General features: G+C 33.4%; 17 protein-coding genes and 2 pseudogenes. 13 read left to right on the top strand and 6 right to left on the bottom strand.

Features of this window, described 5'->3' with window-relative positions:
- Window positions 1-11: 11 nt before the first annotated feature.
- Entirely contained in the window at window positions 12-215 is a 204-nt protein-coding gene (locus ACEVFT_RS14010) for a 23S rRNA (pseudouridine(1915)-N(3))-methyltransferase RlmH (protein ID WP_393950437.1), read from the bottom strand.
- A 106-nt stretch (window positions 216-321) separates the two neighbouring features.
- Window positions 322-1,701: a CAP domain-containing protein gene (locus ACEVFT_RS14005; protein ID WP_393950436.1), complete on the bottom strand. Its 1,380-nt coding sequence runs from the start codon at window positions 1,699-1,701 to the stop codon at window positions 322-324.
- A 435-nt stretch (window positions 1,702-2,136) separates the two neighbouring features.
- Here ACEVFT_RS14005 and ACEVFT_RS14000 point away from each other — a divergent pair, with 435 nt between their 5' ends.
- The 7 genes and pseudogenes from ACEVFT_RS14000 to ACEVFT_RS13970 all read left to right on the top strand — a co-directional run bounded on the left by ACEVFT_RS14000 (window position 2,137) and on the right by ACEVFT_RS13970 (window position 5,980).
- On the top strand, window positions 2,137-2,289 hold the full coding sequence (locus tag ACEVFT_RS14000) for a hypothetical protein (protein ID WP_393950434.1): 153 nt from the start codon (window positions 2,137-2,139) through the stop codon (window positions 2,287-2,289).
- A gap of 85 nt (window positions 2,290-2,374) precedes the next feature.
- Window positions 2,375-2,833: a recombinase family protein gene (locus ACEVFT_RS13995; RefSeq protein ID WP_393950432.1), complete on the top strand. Its 459-nt coding sequence runs from the start codon at window positions 2,375-2,377 to the stop codon at window positions 2,831-2,833.
- A gap of 46 nt (window positions 2,834-2,879) precedes the next feature.
- Window positions 2,880-3,056, top strand: a pseudogene (locus tag ACEVFT_RS13990) (recombinase family protein); the annotation flags it as partial.
- 315 nt (window positions 3,057-3,371) lie between these two features.
- Window positions 3,372-3,911 (top strand): hypothetical protein, encoded by a 540-nt coding sequence (locus ACEVFT_RS13985; protein ID WP_393950431.1) that lies wholly within the window; start codon window positions 3,372-3,374, stop codon window positions 3,909-3,911.
- Window positions 3,912-4,006: 95 nt separating this feature from the next.
- Window positions 4,007-4,507 (top strand): hypothetical protein, encoded by a 501-nt coding sequence (locus ACEVFT_RS13980; RefSeq protein ID WP_393950429.1) that lies wholly within the window; start codon window positions 4,007-4,009, stop codon window positions 4,505-4,507.
- Window positions 4,508-4,531: 24 nt separating this feature from the next.
- Window positions 4,532-5,326, top strand: a complete 795-nt coding sequence (locus ACEVFT_RS13975; RefSeq protein ID WP_393950428.1) for an RNA-dependent RNA polymerase family protein — start codon at window positions 4,532-4,534, stop codon at window positions 5,324-5,326.
- A gap of 168 nt (window positions 5,327-5,494) precedes the next feature.
- Window positions 5,495-5,980 carry a hypothetical protein gene (locus ACEVFT_RS13970; RefSeq protein WP_393950426.1) on the top strand — a complete coding sequence of 162 codons (486 nt, stop codon included), beginning with the start codon at window positions 5,495-5,497 and terminating at the stop codon, window positions 5,978-5,980.
- A gap of 391 nt (window positions 5,981-6,371) precedes the next feature.
- Here the strand turns inward: ACEVFT_RS13970 and ACEVFT_RS13965 are convergent, their stop codons facing one another.
- Together ACEVFT_RS13965 and ACEVFT_RS13960 are read right to left on the bottom strand one after the other, a co-directional pair.
- A complete protein-coding gene (locus tag ACEVFT_RS13965) occupies window positions 6,372-7,526 on the bottom strand; it encodes a tyrosine-type recombinase/integrase (protein WP_393950425.1) in 1,155 nt (384 codons plus the stop codon).
- 34 nt (window positions 7,527-7,560) lie between these two features.
- Window positions 7,561-7,953, bottom strand: a complete 393-nt coding sequence (locus tag ACEVFT_RS13960; protein WP_393950424.1) for a helix-turn-helix domain-containing protein — start codon at window positions 7,951-7,953, stop codon at window positions 7,561-7,563.
- Between the two features lie 2,267 nt (window positions 7,954-10,220).
- Here ACEVFT_RS13960 and ACEVFT_RS13955 point away from each other — a divergent pair.
- A complete protein-coding gene (locus tag ACEVFT_RS13955; RefSeq protein WP_393950423.1) occupies window positions 10,221-10,841 on the top strand; it encodes a M1 family aminopeptidase in 621 nt (206 codons plus the stop codon).
- Window positions 10,842-11,207: 366 nt separating this feature from the next.
- Here ACEVFT_RS13955 and ACEVFT_RS13950 read toward each other — a convergent pair whose 3' ends face one another.
- Window positions 11,208-11,408 (bottom strand): hypothetical protein, encoded by a 201-nt coding sequence (locus ACEVFT_RS13950; protein ID WP_393950421.1) that lies wholly within the window; start codon window positions 11,406-11,408, stop codon window positions 11,208-11,210.
- Between the two features lie 1,147 nt (window positions 11,409-12,555).
- Window positions 12,556-13,341 carry an IclR family transcriptional regulator gene (locus tag ACEVFT_RS13945; RefSeq protein ID WP_393950420.1) on the bottom strand — a complete coding sequence of 262 codons (786 nt, stop codon included), beginning with the start codon at window positions 13,339-13,341 and terminating at the stop codon, window positions 12,556-12,558.
- Between the two features lie 417 nt (window positions 13,342-13,758).
- Here ACEVFT_RS13945 and ACEVFT_RS13940 point away from each other — a divergent pair, with 417 nt between their 5' ends.
- The 5 genes and pseudogenes from ACEVFT_RS13940 to ACEVFT_RS13920 all read left to right on the top strand — a co-directional run bounded on the left by ACEVFT_RS13940 (window position 13,759) and on the right by ACEVFT_RS13920 (window position 18,429).
- Window positions 13,759-14,706, top strand: a complete 948-nt coding sequence (locus tag ACEVFT_RS13940) for a sugar kinase (RefSeq protein WP_393950418.1) — start codon at window positions 13,759-13,761, stop codon at window positions 14,704-14,706.
- Window positions 14,681-15,334 carry a bifunctional 4-hydroxy-2-oxoglutarate aldolase/2-dehydro-3-deoxy-phosphogluconate aldolase gene (locus ACEVFT_RS13935; protein WP_393950417.1) on the top strand — a complete coding sequence of 218 codons (654 nt, stop codon included), beginning with the start codon at window positions 14,681-14,683 and terminating at the stop codon, window positions 15,332-15,334. The genes ACEVFT_RS13940 and ACEVFT_RS13935 overlap by 26 nt, the downstream gene beginning before the upstream one ends.
- Window positions 15,335-16,423 (top strand): alanine racemase, encoded by a 1,089-nt coding sequence (locus ACEVFT_RS13930; RefSeq protein ID WP_393950416.1) that lies wholly within the window; start codon window positions 15,335-15,337, stop codon window positions 16,421-16,423.
- Window positions 16,424-16,532: 109 nt separating this feature from the next.
- Entirely contained in the window at window positions 16,533-16,994 is a 462-nt protein-coding gene (locus tag ACEVFT_RS13925; protein ID WP_393950415.1) for a RidA family protein, read from the top strand.
- A 106-nt stretch (window positions 16,995-17,100) separates the two neighbouring features.
- Window positions 17,101-18,429: pseudogene (locus tag ACEVFT_RS13920) on the top strand (GntT/GntP/DsdX family permease).
- Window positions 18,430-18,436 lie beyond the last annotated feature (7 nt).

Below are 18,436 nucleotides of genomic sequence, written 5' to 3'. Positions count from 1 at the left end.
ACCGGTTGTGCCTAGTGTATCAATTTTCCCAGCCAGCTGTTAGTAATACCAATTTTGTATGTTTTAACAGACAACTTCTTAATCAACTGTTCTGGATTTTTAAATTCTTTCATTTTAAATTTTCCATATCGAGATAAACGTTTTTCATACTCTTTTATTCCTTCATAACAGAATTTATCGAATTTATTGCCGATTACATATAACTTGATATTCACGGATAACCTCCCTCTATAATCTCTTATTTTACAGGAAGATATGAAATTATATAACCATAGACAATGCATTAGCATAAAGTATGGTTTAAAAATGGCTTACTAATCACTAATTATTAAATGTTTGTTCATAGCGGTGGAAGAACGCTACTGCATGTGCTCGTGTTAAGGATGACGTTGGCATGAAGTCTTTGTCCGTTTTAGCTGTTGTTAAGCCGTAGTCCCGTAAGAATCGGATGGCTACTGGCTGAGATACTGTTCTGCCGTAGTGCATTGATGCTAGGATACGAGCAAAATTACCACGTGTGATGTCCTTGTTTGCTAAAGCCTTTTTAGATGCTGTGTTTGCACCGTTAACTGGTAGACCGTATTTACTCGCTAGTTGGTAGTTTACATCCGCTACCCATGATGTCTTTGGTTTTGTTGAAGCCAGTTCATCAGGTTTGAAGTAGCGTAGTAATACCGAAAGCATTTGGTTTTCGGTTAAGTTTGTGTTCGGTTTTAATAAATTTTCGTATTTCTTTGTGACTGGATTGTACACATTTTGATACCCATTAATACCCCTGTTAACTGCCCATTGAAAATCCTCTGCCCAGTATTGGTCTGCTCTGTAGTCAGCGAATTTTGTTATGTCAATGCTACCTACTGGTGGTTTAGAAGGATTCGTGGGGTACGATGGGTCAGTTGTTGACTTTCCCACAGTTGTGAACGACCATGTTTCTGACTGTGCGTTACTATTATCGTCAGTCCATGTTGCCTTTGCTGTGTATTTTTCACCCTTTTTAAGTTCAGCTTTAGGGATTGTGTAGAAGAAATAACGAGTCCCATCTGATTGATTTTTAGGGTTAAGTGTGTCTACACGAATATTTTTACTGTCATACAATTCAATGTTAAATGCTGAGTTACGTTTTACACTATCTGGTGAGAAAGATACTACATACCCTGACTTTGTTACCCCGTATTGAGTTAAAGGACTCCCTTCAACGTTTGTTAAATTATACGCAGTATCTACATTTATTTGTCCATTGTAAGGATACTTAACTGTAGTGTAAGATTGGTTTTCGGTATTCTTATTATCTGTTAGTACAAAGACAAGGTTATTTCCACTGATAACAATACCTACTGTATCAACACCCCCTGCCAAGAGTAAAGTTCTGTGGGAAGTAGACTCTAGCAAATTAGCAAAAGCCTTTGGTGCAAAGGCTAAAGCTTCGGAAAAACTGATATATTCTGAAGGGTTACTCCCGACTGCAATAAATCTATCCTTTACAGTCTCACCAGTAAAACCCGATTTACCCCTCTCTTGTGTATGCGTTGCTCCGTGTGTTGCCACGTACACTGCATGGTTTTGAGCTGACTCGGATAATCGTGCGTCAATTGTTAGTTCAGGTGCGCCTGATGCCTTACGAACTGCGTTTAATTCTTTGAGGTACTGTGTTACCTGTGCCGAATACGTGTAGTTGGCTACCGACTGTTGCGCTTCTGCCACTGGCGTTGGTGCGATGTAATTAATGGATGATACCCCTGCCGCTAACTTGTCGCAATAGCAAATGCCTTCAAAAACTTCTTTGATATACTAATTTTCTCCTATTCTATAAAGTAATTTTATATACCAATACAACTATATTTTTGCACATATTTAGGGGTGTGTGAAGATATTAGAGATTTTAATTTCTATTTATACATAAATAATCCAAATAAAATATTATAAAAAATACCACTTACATTGGTTAAGCCGTATATTTTTAGTTTACCCAAAGAATAAGTGTGATTTTTTTATATGTAATTGTATGATCAAAACAAAAGCTGATTGATACTAAGAAATTAGTATAGTAGCATGAGGCAAATTAAGAGAATTATCAAGAGATTCTCCATTTAGACATGGAGTTGAACTCCAAATACCCTATTTCGGAGTGAGATAATCATGTCAACTGAATTAGAAAAATTATTTAAAACGGAGCAAGAAATACAGCAACATATTCTAGCTGACTTTGCTTTTGAATTGTTTAGAGAATTAGAGAAATTAGCTGAAATTTATGGTAAAGAAAAATTGATGAATATGGTTTTAGAAAAATAGAGAATATCGTGAACAGTAAAATGATCTACTTTAGATAAGCGATTTAATAGAGTTATAATTACAAAAAAAGGAAGTGTATCAGCGGATGGAAAAGAAAAAAGTAGCAATAGGATATATCCGAGTTTCGACCGAAGAGCAAGCAAAGGATGGTTATAGTTTAGATAATCTAGAATCTGTAATAAATAAAAAATGTGCTTACGAGGGATTGGAACTAAAGCGCATATTCCACGATAAAGGGATTTCTGGTTCTTCGATGGATAAAAGGGAAGGTATAAAAGATCTTCTGAAGTATATAAAATCTAATAAAGTGGATTATTTAGTTGTCTATAAGGTCAGTCGTTTGAGTAGAAAGATAGCAGATGTGGTAGCTATTGCAGATCATCTAGAAAAAGTAGGAGTAAAACTAATTGCTATTGAAGATAATATTGATACTTCAACACCTATGGGTAAATATTTTTTAGTATTGGGTGCAATATTCGCAGAAATGGAACGTGAAAATATCATTACTCAGGTTAAAGGTGGCATGGAACAAAACCTCCTCTAGGATATGATTTAGATAAAAAAAACTTAAAGTTAATGAAGAGGAAGCTGAAATTGTTAAATTTATATTTAACGAGTATTTGAAAGGCAACGGTTATAAAGCAATCGCATCTTTTCTTAATGAAAAAGGTTTTAAAACAAAGCTAGGCAAATTGTTCAATGGTAATGGAGTTAAAGAAATTCTAAAAAACCCTATATATTGTGGTCAAGTAAGGTGGGGCTACTGAAAGGATTGGGGAAAGCTTCATGAAGGATAGTGAGACTCCCATAATTATAGAGGGTATTCATGAGGCAATTATAGAGAAAGAAATTTTCGATAAAGTACAACATATTAAAAAGTATTCCCCGATATCATATGAAACAATTCAACGGAAATCATTTATTAAGTGGTTTAATCCGTTGCCCTGACTGTGGTTACGGTATGTCTATGCAAAATGGTTAAAGTAAGGGTAAGGTTTATGAGTACTACACTTGTAATCAATATCAGACATATAAAAAATCTGATATAGAAGAATTTTTAACAATATTAGAGGTAGTTATCAATGAAATCCTCTACATTAACTACTATATTAGAAAGTTTGAATAATACTGGGCATCAAGGTAAGCAAATAGGTTTGGATATAAAACGTAAAGAAGATGAAATAAAAAAACTAAGAAGTAAAGAAAGTAAACTAATGGATGAGTTACTTGAAGGCAATGATAATTACAAAACTACTATAAGAGGGAAAATTCAAGAGATTTCAGATGAGATAGTAGTTTTAGAAAATGATATCTTGAAATTGCAGACTGCTATCCATAAAATTGCTGAGTCTAAGTTGGATATTAGTGAGATAAGAAATCTACTTCAAAAGGCTGGAAAAGTAATACCACTATTAGATAAACCTTTCCAGCAATCATTGACTCGCAAACTTATTACTTCAATCAAAGTCAAAGATAAACGCATTGTAGAAGTACATTTTAGTTTTCAAAAAGGCTTGAAAGTGGATTACACCAAGGGATTAGAGGAAGTACCTACTGATGATCAGAGTTTTAGGGTTAGGAGTGATTCGGTGAACTGTATCATAAGTAAGTGTTGTTTATAAAAATTATAAAACATACTAACATTAGTAGCACAAACCATGGCCTTGGTTTGTACTACTAATGTTAGTATGTTTTATTTTGGTTATGGAGGTATAAAATGGATGTAAAGAATCTTTTAATATTAAATAGATTTATTCCAAAAGAATTACCATGCGAGTTTGTTGTGAAAAATTTACATAAAATCAATATGGATACTTTAGGTTCAGGAGAACTAAAAAAATGGTCTAAACTTATAGAATTTAGTATTCCTAAGAATGATAATTTCAGAAGGGTTTGTTCAATTGTTCATCCACTACATTTTGTTCAATTGGCAAATGAAATTAAGAATGAATGGTCAAATTTAGAGACTTATTTTCAAAAGTCAAATGTTTCTCTTACAAATCCAGTTATAAAGAAAAATGGTGTTTTTCCTAATTATAGAATGTCTGAAACAACGCAAATAAGACTTTCTAATTTAAGTTCTAAAAAATATATTTTAAAAGTTGAAATTAACAGATATTATCCAAGTATTTATACTCATTCTATACCTTGGGCATTACACGGAAAAAAATCGCTAAAGATAAAATGCAAGATCGTAATTTACTTGGAAATAAGTTAGATGCATTAATTCGTAATATGCAAGATGGACAAAGAAATAATTGGTACAGCTATTGATATGCAATTTAAAAATGCGATGGCTAAAGAAGTTAGGGGGTATAGTTATACAGATGATATGGAATACTACTTCGATTCTCATGAGGAAGCAAACCATGCTTTAACTGTCATGAACCAAGTATTAAAAAATTATGAGTTAGACTTAAATGTCGAAAAGACAAACATAATCAAACTTCCTCAACTTATTGAACCTGATTGGCTATTCTATTTTAAGAAGTTTAAATTTAGAAAGTCCAGCAAACCAGAAGATTATATAAAATTACAGATAGTTGATCTTAAAGAATATTTTAATAAGATTTTTTATTATAAAGATTTAACTAATGATGTAGGTATTTCTAATTTTGCACTAGAGTGTTTAGGGAGGATAGTTATCAAAAAAGAAAATTGGGGGTTATTTGAATCTCTGCTGTTACAAACAATACTAATTGATTCTAGAGCAATTCCAAAAGTATTTGAAATAATGGAAGCTTATAAATATAGAGGTTATCCATTAAATTTAGGTAAAATAGGCGAATCTGTAAATTCAATTATTAAAGAACAAATTCAACTTAGAGGTGATTATGGGGTTATTTGGGCATTAAGTTTAGCAAATAAATTTAAATTAAATATTACAGAGGATGTTACTTCGCTATTATTAAAGAATGATAATGCTCTTATAAACATATTGGTAATGGTTTTAGAGCATAAGGGTCAGTTATTGGGTCATAAAGACTTTTCTTTTTATGAAGAAATATTAAGTAATAATGATTTATATGGAAAATAGTGGATATTACTGTATGGATGTTGTAAAAATGGTTGGTTAAATAAAAATAGTAAGATATTAAAAAAGGATAAATTTTTTAATATCTTACTGAAAAATCATGTTTCCTTTATAGACTCTAATTATTCAATAGTTAAATCAAATATTAATATACAAATTGTGAATTTGTGTGTGGAAAATATTAGTGGTTTAGAAATTAACAAAGTTTATAAAAAGATTTTAGATGAATATTCTTATGATTTAGAAGAAGAACATGAACAAGAATTGTTTAAAGAACTTATTGACCTATTAAAATTAAAAATTAGTAAGCAAAATTTATTTGATACGAATTTAAATGGAAATCCAAGAGTTGAGGAACCAAAAGAAGCCGAAGAAGTAGTAGACGAAACTGGGGAACCAAAAGAAGCCGAAGAAGTGGTAGACGAAACTGGGGAATCAGAAGAAGCTGAAGAAGTAGTAGACGAAACTGGGGAATCAGAAGAAGCTGAAGAAGTAGTAGACGAAACTGCGGAGCCAGAAGAAGTTGAAGTAGTAGGAGAAATTGGAGAGTCAGAAGAAACAACAGAAACTTATAATTGGTTAACTAACTTCCTCGCTACTAATATTCGAAATTCAAATGATATTAACTGGGATGATATAGATATAGATTATTTTTAACCTAAACCGCATTAGTAACATCACGGTGAACAGTACCAAAAGTCGAGATTTCGCTTACAGAATGCTCGGTAATTGTATTTCCCACCAAACACACCACCAAAACAATGAAAATTTTCAAGAAGTGCTGTCACTTAAGGAAAAAAGAAAAAAGGAAAAACCGTCTATTATTGAGTCGGGATAATTAATAAAAATGTGAAAAGCTTGGGTAGAGCCTTATCTAATAAGGTTTCTGCCAAGCTTTTTTTAAAATTAATGTATAAATAAAAGGTTAGTTTTAAGTATTTCTTTACTTATTGCGAATACCTGCTTAAAGATAGAGAAAGAACAATACAAATATACTTTAGCACGAAATTGAGATTCAAATAACGATCATTTATGCAGTACGATTAAATCACTCATCTAATAGATTATATAATTCAGGAATGCAATGAATATACGTATCTACCGTTGTTGCCATGTCTGTGTGACCTAAGAAATGTTGAACGAATTTTATATCTTTCGTTTGATAATAGATACGAGTAGCACAACTGTGACGTAAGCCGTGAATTGAAACAAGTTTTAGTCCGTGTTGAGTTTGGAACTTTTTTAACCAGGTATTTAACTTGCTGTTAGTATAAAAAGTATTTTTATTGTTTGGGAAGATAAACTGCTTATCACCTTGATGCTCAAGACGTTGCCACTTTAATTGTTCTGCTTGGAGCTCCTGCCATTTTAATAGTGCTTGGAAAGTTTCCTCATCAATATCAAGTGTTCTTACTAAAAAGTTCTTCGTAGCTTTAATATAAGGCTTATTCAATTCGTCCATACCAACTGCTTGATGAATATGGATTTTTTTATTTAGAAAATCAATATCTTGCCATTGTAGTGCAAGAAGCTCTCCTTTGCGTAAGCCTAAATTTATAAACAAGAGGAAACTTGCAATTTTTGAAATATCATCTGTTGCTTTTAGCTTTTGAATAAATAAATCTATTTCATCTAATGTATAGAACAATTTATCACTTTGTGCACTGTCTCTCTTTCTTTCTTCTTTTTTTTCCCATGATCGTAAACCACCAAGTTTAACAGGATTTTTCGGAATGTAATCGTTATGGGCAGCTTGTTCTAAGCATTTATTTAGTTCGATTGCTACCTTTGACGGTTTTTTTAATTTTTTTTGTTTCCATACTTCAAATGACCGTAAAGTATCTTGGTAAGAAATATTTTTAAGCTTTAAATCTCCGTAAAAAGGTAGGATGTGGTTTTTGAAAATACCTTTAATTTTCCCTAAAGTACTTTTTTCGAGATTACAAGTTAGAAGGAAGTCTTCATAGAAAGAATGATAGAATTGTTCAAATGTAAGGTTTTGATTGTCAGTATCATTTCGTTGAAGCATTTCCGCTTGCTTTTGAGCATAAAAAGCTTTTGCTTCCGTTTTTGTTTTAAAACCACGCTTTGTAATGTCGATTTGCTTTTTCGTATAAGGATCGATCCCCCCATACATTTTCACCATATAATGAGGAACGCCTCTTTTCATATATTCTTTAACTGCTTTGTCCATTGTTGTCATTAGAATGATCTCCTTTTGTGTTTTCCATTATTTTTTATGCTTGTACATTTTTTAAAAAGTGATTAATTTCCGTTTTGGAGAATCGCTTGCTGCGACCAATTGAATTACCTTTAAGTCCTTGATCAATAAGCTTTTGTAAACTTTTATAGGAAATTCCGATATAATCGCAAGTTTCCTGAACGTTTAGCCATTCTTTAGCTGCATGCTCATTATGCTGTCCAAATGTTTTATCAATTTTTTTTTCAAAGATTTGTTCAAGGTTTTTATCAGGAGAAAATCCAAGCTTTTTTCCAAGGTAAGAATCAAGCTTTGCATCAAGGATTGATTCAATGTTTTTTTCAAGGATTTTTTCAAGGGTTTTTTCAAGGCTTTGTGTAATTAAGCTTTCAATTTTTTCTTCAAATGATTTTTCAATAGTTAGTTCCATTTGTTTGTTCCTCCGCAATAGATAGTAAGTGTTATTAAGTCATTAAAGAATTGCTACTCCATGCTATACACTTGCAGAAATGAATATTCATAAAAAAAGTGTCGGACACATCTGAATGTCAGTTATAAGATGTGAAGCTAGCTGAAGTATATCTACGACACTCTACACACTTGCAGAAATGAATATTCAAAAAAAGTGTTTAACACATCCGATTGGCAGTTATAAAATGTGAAGCCAGCTGAAGTATTGCTACGATACTCTATACACTTGCAGAGAGGAAAATTATCGAAAAAGTGTCGGACATATCCGATCGTCAGTTATAAGATGTGAAGCCAACTGAAGCATACCTACGACACTCTATACATTTGCAGAAATGAAAATTTCTGAAGTAGTGTCGAATACATAGAATCAGCTAATCATCAGCTTTCTAAGTCGGACAGAATCCAGAAATAAGATAATTAAAATTGTTTACTTCTAAACATTTATATTAGGTAGCTATGATGTTTGATTGAGAAATTAAGATTAGAGGAGAAGGATTACAGAGAGATGTTTATTTTGTATTTTAGGGTTGGAACCGACACAAAATGTCATATTAAGTATAAGAAAGTCGACGCTAACATTTGAAGTAATGAAAGTAATTCTTAAATCTTAGGGAAAGACTTGCATCAATTGAGGTCTAAATACCAATTTCTTTTAATTAACAGAGTTTTGATATTCAATGATACATGTTAGTAAACGAAATGGCATAAGCGGGCTTGGAGCGAGAGCAATCCGTAATGCTCGCCTGTAGTGATCCGACAACAAGTAGGCTTAGGCATGCATGAATGTACAGAGATATACTTGCTTCTAGTTCGGAGGAGGAAACGAGTGCGTACACACATATAGGAATTTGTTGCACATAGTTGTCATATTTTAGACATAATTTAAACATGCCTGTATTAAAGGCAACTAAATCATAAGCCAATAATTTCAAACAAATAGGGCTAAAAGAGCATTCAGATCAGCAGATACATTTGAGGTCTAAATACCTTTTTCTTTTTAATTAATAGTGTTTGGGTTTTCCATGATACGTGCCATTAAAAGAAATGACATAAGCGTGCTCGGAGCGAGAGTAATCCGTAAAACTCGCTTGTAGTAATACGATAACAGGCAGGTTTACGCACGGACGTATGTACATCAATACCTGCCTCTAGTTCGAAGGGGAAAATGAGTGCGTGCACACATATAGGAATTTGTTGTACACAGCTGTCACAATTTGGACACAATTAAAAAATGCCTATATTAAAAGCAACTAAATTATAAGTCAATAATTTCTAACAAATAAAGGCTATAAGAATGTTCGAACCAGCAGCTACACTTGAGGTCTAAATGACTTTTTCTTTTTAATTAACATTGTTTTGATATTCCGTAGTACGTGCTAGTAAACGAAATGCTAGAAAAAGCTCGGAGCGGGAGTAATCCGTAAAGCTTGTAGTAATCCGATACAAGTAGCTTACGCACGGACGTATGTACACTAATACTTGCCTCTAGTTCGAAGGGAAAAACGAGTGTGTGCACACATATAGGAATTTGTTGTACATGGTTGTCACAATTCAGACACAAATATAATGTACCAGAAGTAAGACTAACTAAATTAAAAGCCAATAATTGCAAACAAATAGGGGCTATATATGGGAAATGATATAAGTTATACATCATTTATATAATATTTATACAACATATATATAACTTATAACGAAAAAGGCATAGGGTGTTTATTGGGTATTAGTTCCACATTTATACAGAAAATGATATAAATTATGCAACATATATATAACTTATATCGAAAAGTCATAGGGTGCTTCTCGGATATTAGTGCCACATTTATATGGGAAATGATATAAGTTATACAACATTTATATAACTTATATCAAAAATGCCATAGAGGTTTCTTGAATACTCAAGCTACATTTATAAAAATAGAGGATTATTGTTGGAAGGAAATGACTAGGAAAACTATTAAATAATTATTCCAGTAAAAATGGGGTTAAATAGCAATGGAAGGATTCGACTGAAAAAACTATTATTTGATTCCTCCAAGGATTTTAGCCTATTTAGAGCTTAAATCCTGAAAAAAATTTCGAAAAAAAGTTGAAAAAGAATTTCATTTTTTTTATTGTAAATCCTTTAGTATCAAGGGTTGAGGGGCGTAATTGCTTAGGCAATATCCCCCTGACCAATCGATTACACGTAATAGAAATATTGCATTACTGAACTTGCTGCTATGGTTGAAGTTAAAACTGGAAATTAATAATGATTGCTTTCCGAATTTAGTGGCGTTAAGTTTATTGGGGCCTTATCCTTTTAAACAATTAGATATTGTAATAGATGGAATGGGTATGGAGTATCCAGGAATTGTAACAGCTCATTCGATTTATAATAGTGGTCCAAGCAATTCTCAGCAACTTAAAAGTATGGTAGTTCATGAGATTGCTCATCAGTGGTTTTATGGGATAATTAGTAATGATCCATATAATAATGCTTGGTTAGATGAAGGTTTCGCAGAATTTGCTACTAGTCTATTTAAGTATGCGAAATTGAAACAAAGTGAAACTTATAATTCGATGTTCAGAATTGACCCAGAACGCGAACTTCCAGCAAATCTACCACTTGATCAATACGATGAATCTAATATGAGTTCATATGTTTACGGAAAATCCGCCATAATGTTATGGGCATTATTTAAAGAAAATGGAGAGTTAAAAGAAGCTGAAGAATTTTTAAAAACTTATTATCAATTTTATAAAAATAAAGAGATTGATTCTAAAGAGTTTATGAGATTTACAAGATACTATTTTGATTTAAAAGATGATTCATTATTTGAGGGTTGGTTACAGCTAGAAAATTAAAAATGAATAATTGATTTTTTAATTAATAGGAGCATTAGACTATAAAGGGAAAATTGTAGGAAGTAGCAAGTAAGAGTAAGCAAAGACGAATTAAAAAGTCGAAAACAAAAAGAAGTACGTGAGCAAAGAACAACGCAGCAAAGAATAGAAAAGAATGCCCATATTGTTGATGCAACGAAGGGACAACTTGGTTACAGAGCATCATTTGATGATATTGCGTATACGCATGTATGGAATGGCTGACATAGTGCTGTGAAATATTTGCATCTTGCCTTGAGGTCATAGAAGAATTGAAAGCTAAAAGTGAATAGTAAAAATTAAAGGAGATCTTGAATGAATTTTTCAACTCTTTTTTTGTTTAGTTTATTATGATCTGTAACCGCCAAAACTCTCCGAATCCCACTCATGAATAGCATTTTGATCCGTCACCAACACCTTTTCCATATAAATGATGGTCGTTTCAATTTTTTCATGACCAAGGGATTTCATAATTTTATATACATCTGAACCATTTATATGTGAGATGATAGCAAATGATGTCGGAATAAATGAGGCGTAATGACTCATTATTTGGGTAGGCCCGACACACCATCAATGGCCATATCCCGCGTTTCATCAATGATACCGAACCCTTTGTATTTGCTATAAATAATCTGGGCGATAGTTGAATACAAAAAACAATATGGATAAGACGGGAACACCCCGCTTCATGAAATCTTTTTGGAGAGTGACTAAGTCACCTCATATTAGTTATCTTGAAGAGGGGGTTTTTGTCTTTTTTTGGGTATCCATACGGTAAACGTTCCTCTGGGGTACTTTTCGAAATATATAATGACTTCATTTTGCTGTAATTTTGTATTTAAATCACTTAACATTGAGAGGAGTAATTAATATGAACAAATACAAATTTTAACGAATGTAATTGTAAACCGAGATTATATGAAAGGTTAGAACCTATGTAAGTCCTATTGATGGAACCAAAGGAGTTATTGTTAGTATGGTGTAAGGAACATGGAACTCGTACTTGGGGTAGTACCAGCAAAGCTATCACCAACCGCAATAAGGAATGTCAGGGTTATAATAATATGTTTAAGCTTAATATTTCCTACACACATAACCCCGTACCTTTTTGGATGGGGTTACTTCAACTCAGCAATTTATATAGCTATGAGGAAGGTATAAGATCCAGCTGAATAACGCCAATACAAACAGTGCTACTATTATCTTAATTCTGGAAAAGTTTTATAACTAATCAAGAAAAGAGGGTTTTTGCCCTTTTTTCTTCTTTAATCTAGTATAAAAAGACGGAATAAATAAGCGTGAATGAGTTAAAATGAGACTTTTTGAGATTTGAGAAGATGTTATTTGTAATTTACCTCTACAACCGCCACGAAAGAGCATTTAGTTTTGCGTGTGACCTCTGTAGCAACACTATATGGTACCTAAATTCCTTATTTACTCGTTAGCTTGTCTAGAATTAGCCTCGGAGCCTTCGGCGTGGCCTTTGTGTAGTCCAAAAGGTGCAATAAAGGGTTATTTGCACAAACTCTAAAAAGGTGTATAAACAGAAAAACAACCTGTCAAACAGATCGGATTTCATAAAATTTCTCTAGCAAAATGACGGACAGACGTCCTAGACAGCCGAGTACCATAGGACGTGGCTGTCTCTAGCAGGATAAGTGAAACTAAGGGAATCGCCAATTCCTGCTTAACGCTATTCCTCGCTAACTTCCATATCCCAAGCAAGAGTGCACCCTAAACTTTTTGAAATGTCTGCACAAGTTTTTAAAAGGATGTTAATAAAGTTGTTTTGATCTATTCCTTTTGACATTCTTTCTATTGGACCGGAAAGACTGAGCGCAGCAATGATTTTATTTTCATGATTAAAGATTGGTGCCGCAACGCAAAGAATACCTTTTTCATGTTCTTCATTGTCAAATGCGAAAGATCTTCTTCTACTATCTTGAATCCTATCAAGCAATTGATCAATAGTTTTAATTGTGTTTTCTGTGTAAGGGTTAAATAATTTCCCTCTATACAAATCTTCAATCTCTTTATCAGGAAGTTCAGATAACAAGATCTTTCCTACTGCAGTACAATACAGTTTTACTCTTTTACCTATCTGAGAATACATTCTTATTGTGTGTCTTCCTTCTACTTTATCAATGTAAATAGCTTCGTCGTGGTTTCTTACACAAAGGTGTACAGTTTCTCCGGTAAAATTTGATATTTTTTCCATATATGGTTTTGATATTTTTACAAAATCATATTTTTTTAAGACCTTTGTAGAAATCTGGAGAATTTTCGTACTTAACGAATACTTTCCAGTTTTCTCATCTTGTTCAACATATCCATTACTAATTAAGCTTTGTAACAAACGGTGTGTGGTGCTTTTTGGCAAATGGATTGTTTTCGTGATGGCCATCATGTTTAAACCTTCTGAATGCCCACTAAGTATATCAATGATTTGTAGGGCTCTATCAATAGATTGAACAGACATTTTATCAACTCCCAATATAAATCAACAACAACTATATTATAGATTTTCTTATCTATAAAAAGTATTCCCAAATTTTTTTGTTCTTAATATTAAATATTAATCTATTTTGAAATTAACAGAAATCAGTATCATAATACGGAACTGGATTGAATTTGTAAAGATGTAATCACTTTGCGTAAAATTTTTAATTTAAAAAAAATTTGCAAAATATTTTCTTCTCTTATATTATTATTTGTAATAAATAGAACTATGTTCCACAATACGGAACTAACAGAGGGTTTTGAAGAAATAATCACTTTTTGGGAATTTCTCCTTATCTAAAAAAGGTTTGCAAAAAAATTTTCTTCTCTTATATTTATTATTATCTAAAATAAACGGAACTTTGTTCCGCAATACAGAACTATAAGGAGGTCTTGTATGGATGTAATTACATTAGGGGAAGCAATGGTCTTATTTGAACCGGCTTCTTCTGAGAAAATAAAATATGAGAGCCTATTTAAGAAAAGAATTGGCGGAGCTGAATCAAATATAGCTATTGGTCTTGCAAAACTGGGACATTCGGTTTCTTGGATTAGTAAGCTTGGCAATGATGCATTTGGAGACTATGTTTTGTCTTATATTAGAGGCGAAGGTGTCGATGTATCAAATGTTGTTGTAACTGGTGACTATCGAACCGGTATTTATTTCAAAGACGCTTTTTACAACAACAAAATAGAAGTTTACTATTACAGAGATGATTCAGCTGCTAGTCACCTTTATCCGGAAGATATTAATGAAGAATTATTTTTAGACAGTAAAATTCTTCATTTAACAGGTATTACACCATTATTAAGTAAAGATAATTTTGAAACCGTTTTATATACAATTGATTTAGCCAAAAAACATAATTTAATGTTTACTTTTGATCCGAATTTGCGAATGAAGTTAAAAAGGTCTTCGGAAATGAAAGAGACCATGCAACGAATCGTACAAAAAGTGGATTACTTTTTACCAAGCAGACAAGAATTTGAATATCTCTATGGAAGTAGTAGTGATGAAAAAGTTTTTCAAGTATTACTGGAGAAAGGGTTAAAAGCCATTGTTTTAAAAGATGGAAAAGACGGGGCTATTCTTTATGAAAATGGAAGAAAGCAAAAAATAGCTGGAATACCAAATAATCATGTTGTTGACCCAGTTGGAGCTGGTGATGGTTTTGCGGCTGGATTTCTATCTGGTTTAATAGATAATTTAAATTTAGAAGAATCGGTAAAAAGGGGGAATATTATTGGTTCATTGGTAGTCGGAGTTAAGGGAGATAATGAAGGTTTGCCAAGTAGAAAAGAACTTGAAGAATTCTTGTTTGAAAAAAACGATGTTATCAGATAAGGGAGATGAAAGAATTGTGAAATTAGAAAACGCCAAAGTAATAGCAGTTTTGAGAAACGTTAACACAGAAAATTTTTTTGAAAGCTTGGAAGTGTTAGTTGAACTTGGAATCAATGTTTTAGAGGTTACGCTCGATAACACAAATGCTTACGAATTAATCCAGAAAGCAAAAGAAAAGTATAAAGACAAAATTATGTTGGGAGCTGGAACAGTTTTAAATAAAGAGCAAGTCCAATTAGCATATCAAGCCGGGGCAGAATTTATTATTTCACCGCATTTTGATGAAGAGATTGTTAAAGAAACAAAAAAGCTTGGACTAACAAGTATCCCAGGTGTTTTTACCCCGAGTGAAATGATGAAAGCCCTTAACAGTGGAGCAGATTCTGTAAAGATTTTTCCTGCCACTAGCTTAGGTGTGAATTATTTCGAAAATTTGAGAGGACCTTTTAAAAATCTGCCTTTAATCGCCACTGGTGGGATTAATCAAGATAATGCAAGAGAGTACCTTAATACGGGAATAAAATCTGTAGGAATGGGTTCTTGGTTAATGATTCAAGATAATGAAGATTTAAATTCCTACAGAGAAAGAATCGCTGGATTTGTTAAGACTTTGAAAGGAGATTTGTAAATGTTAACACCTTATATCGTAATTGATGACGAAAAGGTAAGAGTCAATTTAGAAAATATGGGAAAATTTGCAAAAGAAAAAAGTCTCCTCTTAAGACCGCATATAAAGACTCATAAAAATTCTTATTTTGCCATGCTTCAACAAGAATATGGAGCTGTTGGTATTACAGTCGCTAAGCCTTCAGAGGCTCTAGTGATGTTGGAGAACGGAATAAAAGATATTTTTCTTGCGTACCCAATTGTGACGGAGGAAAAATCACGTTTGATTAGGGAGATTAATGATAAAGCAGATAACTTTGTCGTAGCTGTCGATAGTTCACGAGGAGCACAGGTTCTTGATGAATGTATGAATAAATCAGAGAAAAAACTAAAAGTGAGAATTGAAGTCGATACTGGTTTGAACCGAACAGGAATTACGAATAATAAAGTTATCTTATTGGCTAAAGAGATTAAAGAATTAAAGAACCTAGAATTAGAAGGCATTTTTACTTTTAAAGGGGCAGTATACCAAGGAAAAGGGACTCTAGATTTAGTTAAAGCAGGAGAAGAAGAAGGGCAATTAATGGTAGAGATAAAGGATGAACTAGCTGAGAATGGCATCTATATTGAAACCGTCAGTGTCGGATCAACTCCAACAGCAAAAACCGTCTCCAATGTAAAAGGTGTAACTGAGATCAGACCTGGGACATATATTTTCAACGATGCGATGCAGATCAAACTGGGGATTAGTGATATAGAACATTGCGTTGCCAAAGTTTTTACAACGGTGGTAGGCAAATATGAAGACCATCTAGTGATCGATGGTGGAAGCAAAACCTTTGCCACTGATGTCCAGCCGAACCATGCTCCATTGGATTTAGAAGGGTTTGGAATTGTTGTTGGTCATTCGAACTTGAAGTTTGCTCGAATGAACGAAGAACATGGTGTTTTAGTATTTAATGGCGAGTGTGATGTAGAAATAGGAGATGTCGTAGAAATCATACCTAACCACATTTGTAGCACAGTCAATTTGCATGATTATGTATATCTAAAAACATTAGATGGCGAATTTCGAAAACTGGAAGTTGAAGCAAGAGGTAAAGTTTACTAGGAGGGTTAACATGTATAAGTTAGTCATTGTCGTTGATGGTATTGTTGACCCTTGATAAGGAAAACATATACATCAAGATTTATAAAAATTTTAAGTAGAGGTGTTTATAATGACTGTTGTTGAAAAAAAATTAGAAGAATTGGGAGTAGTGTTACCAACACAAGCAAAACCGAAATTTATGTATGTTCCGGCTAAACGTACTGGTAATTTAGTTTACACTTCTGGAATGGATTGCCGTGTAAATGGTGAGTTAATTTATGAAGGTAAATTAGGAAAAGATTTAACGATTGAGCAAGGGAAAGAAGCAGCAAAGCAATGTATTATAAATGCGTTAGCTGCCATTAAAGCAGAAATTGGGGATCTTGACAAAATTAAAGAAGTCGTGAAAATGTTAGCCTTTGTTAATTCGGCACCCGGATTTGCGGATCAACCATATGTGATTAACGGAGCTTCTGAGTTTCTTGAAGAAGTTCTTGGTGAAAAAGGGAAGCATGCTCGTTCTGCCATCGGTACAAGCGACTTACCATTTCACACACCTGTAGAAATTGAATTGATTGTCGAAGTTAAATAATATCTTCTACGATTTTCATTATTTCTCCTCCTGATGTACAAGTCAGTGAGGAGAAATTGTACTCATTTAAAAGGTTGTACATATAAATCAAGCAAAGGGTGAAGTTATGTCTGATAGTTTCTTACTTGTACTTACGGTTTTATCAATAGGGGTCATTATAATAGGTGTATCTTTGTTTAAATGGCATCCATTTATCAGTTTGCTGGTTGCCAGTCTATTTCTTGGAATATTTTCAGGTTTGGAAATAAACCAGTTGATTACTTCATATGAATCTGGAGTGGGAGCTGTGCTAGGAAACCTAGCCGGAATTATTGGACTTGGTACGATTCTCGGGAAAATGCTTTCGGATTCTGGGGGAGGGTATCAAATAGCCAATAGCCTTATAAGAAAACTCGGAGTCAAAAATATTCATTGGGCCATGCTTTTCTCGGGCTTTATTATTGGTATCCCTGTTTTCTTTGAGGTTGGACTTGTTATCTTATTGCCATTGGTAATTGCAATTTCGAAGAGTTCTAAACAATCGATTTTGTTTGTCAGTCTTCCAGTACTTGCGGGCTTGTCAATCGTACACGGTCTCGTACCTCCGCATCCGGGGGTGATGCTTGCCGTTTCAGCCTACCATGTCGACACAGGTAAATTACTATTATATTCTATAATAATTGCGCTTCCAACAGCCGTGATTGCGGGTCCAATCTTCGGCAAATGGATAGATAAACGAGTGAAACCTATGGGAACACCAACTCTATTTGTTACTGAAATAACATATGAAAAGCTCCCTAGTTTTAGAGTTTCTCTCTTCACAGTCCTACTTCCTGTTCTAATCATGATTTTATCAGTTGTAAGTAACGCATTTCCGCTTGGGGAAAACATTCAGAGTATAATGAAGGCCCTTGGTAATCCTTTAATAGCATTATTAATTTCTGTCTTTGTCTCCTTCTTTACACTAGGATTTCATCAAGGGATGACCAAAAAGAAAATTAGTAAATTATCTGAAGAATGTTTAATGCCGTTAGCGACCATTCTACTGATCATGGGTGCTGGTGGCGGATACAAGCAAATTCTCATCGATAGTGGAGTAGGGAATGCCATAGCCAATTTATCAAGTAACTTGTATGTTTCACCTATAATTCTAGCTTTTTTGGTAGCTGCCTTTATACGGGCGGCCACTGGGTCAGCAACCGTTGCCTTAACGACTGCATCTGGAATCGTTGCTCCCATTGTTGAAAATATGACTGGCGTTAATAGATAGTTGCTCGTCATTGCGACCGGAGCAGGATCCCTTATATTCTCACATGTGAACGATTCCGGTTTTTGGATGGTGAAAGAATATTTAGGTTTAAGTGTAAAAGAAACCTTTAAAACATGGACTGTTATGGAAACGCTTTTATCTTTGATTGCTTTTGGATTAGCATTGTTACTGGATTTGTTTTTTTAAACACTTA

It is taken from the genome of Lysinibacillus sp. PWR01 (assembly GCF_043359455.1).
GTDB lineage: Bacteria > Bacillota > Bacilli > Bacillales_A > Planococcaceae > Lysinibacillus > Lysinibacillus fusiformis_F.
This window is presented reverse-complemented; position numbering and strand designations above follow the sequence as displayed.

What these genes read in the sequence shown, in the direction of transcription:
- ACEVFT_RS14000 (WP_393950434.1), top strand. Translation starts at nt 2,137, where the DNA reads ATGTCAACTGAATTAGAAAAATTATTTAAAACGGAGCAAGAAATACAG.
- ACEVFT_RS13995 (WP_393950432.1), top strand. Translation starts at nt 2,375, where the DNA reads ATGGAAAAGAAAAAAGTAGCAATAGGATATATCCGAGTTTCGACCGAA.
- ACEVFT_RS13985 (WP_393950431.1), top strand. Translation starts at nt 3,372, where the DNA reads ATGAAATCCTCTACATTAACTACTATATTAGAAAGTTTGAATAATACT.
- ACEVFT_RS13980 (WP_393950429.1), top strand. Translation starts at nt 4,007, where the DNA reads ATGGATGTAAAGAATCTTTTAATATTAAATAGATTTATTCCAAAAGAA.
- ACEVFT_RS13975 (WP_393950428.1), top strand. Translation starts at nt 4,532, where the DNA reads ATGGACAAAGAAATAATTGGTACAGCTATTGATATGCAATTTAAAAAT.
- ACEVFT_RS13965 (WP_393950425.1), bottom strand. Translation starts at nt 7,526, where the DNA reads ATGACAACAATGGACAAAGCAGTTAAAGAATATATGAAAAGAGGCGTT.
- ACEVFT_RS13960 (WP_393950424.1), bottom strand. Translation starts at nt 7,953, where the DNA reads ATGGAACTAACTATTGAAAAATCATTTGAAGAAAAAATTGAAAGCTTA.
- ACEVFT_RS13950 (WP_393950421.1), bottom strand. Translation starts at nt 11,408, where the DNA reads ATGAGTCATTACGCCTCATTTATTCCGACATCATTTGCTATCATCTCA.
- ACEVFT_RS13945 (WP_393950420.1), bottom strand. Translation starts at nt 13,341, where the DNA reads ATGTCTGTTCAATCTATTGATAGAGCCCTACAAATCATTGATATACTT.
- ACEVFT_RS13940 (WP_393950418.1), top strand. Translation starts at nt 13,759, where the DNA reads ATGGATGTAATTACATTAGGGGAAGCAATGGTCTTATTTGAACCGGCT.
- ACEVFT_RS13930 (WP_393950416.1), top strand. Translation starts at nt 15,335, where the DNA reads ATGTTAACACCTTATATCGTAATTGATGACGAAAAGGTAAGAGTCAAT.
- ACEVFT_RS13925 (WP_393950415.1), top strand. Translation starts at nt 16,533, where the DNA reads ATGACTGTTGTTGAAAAAAAATTAGAAGAATTGGGAGTAGTGTTACCA.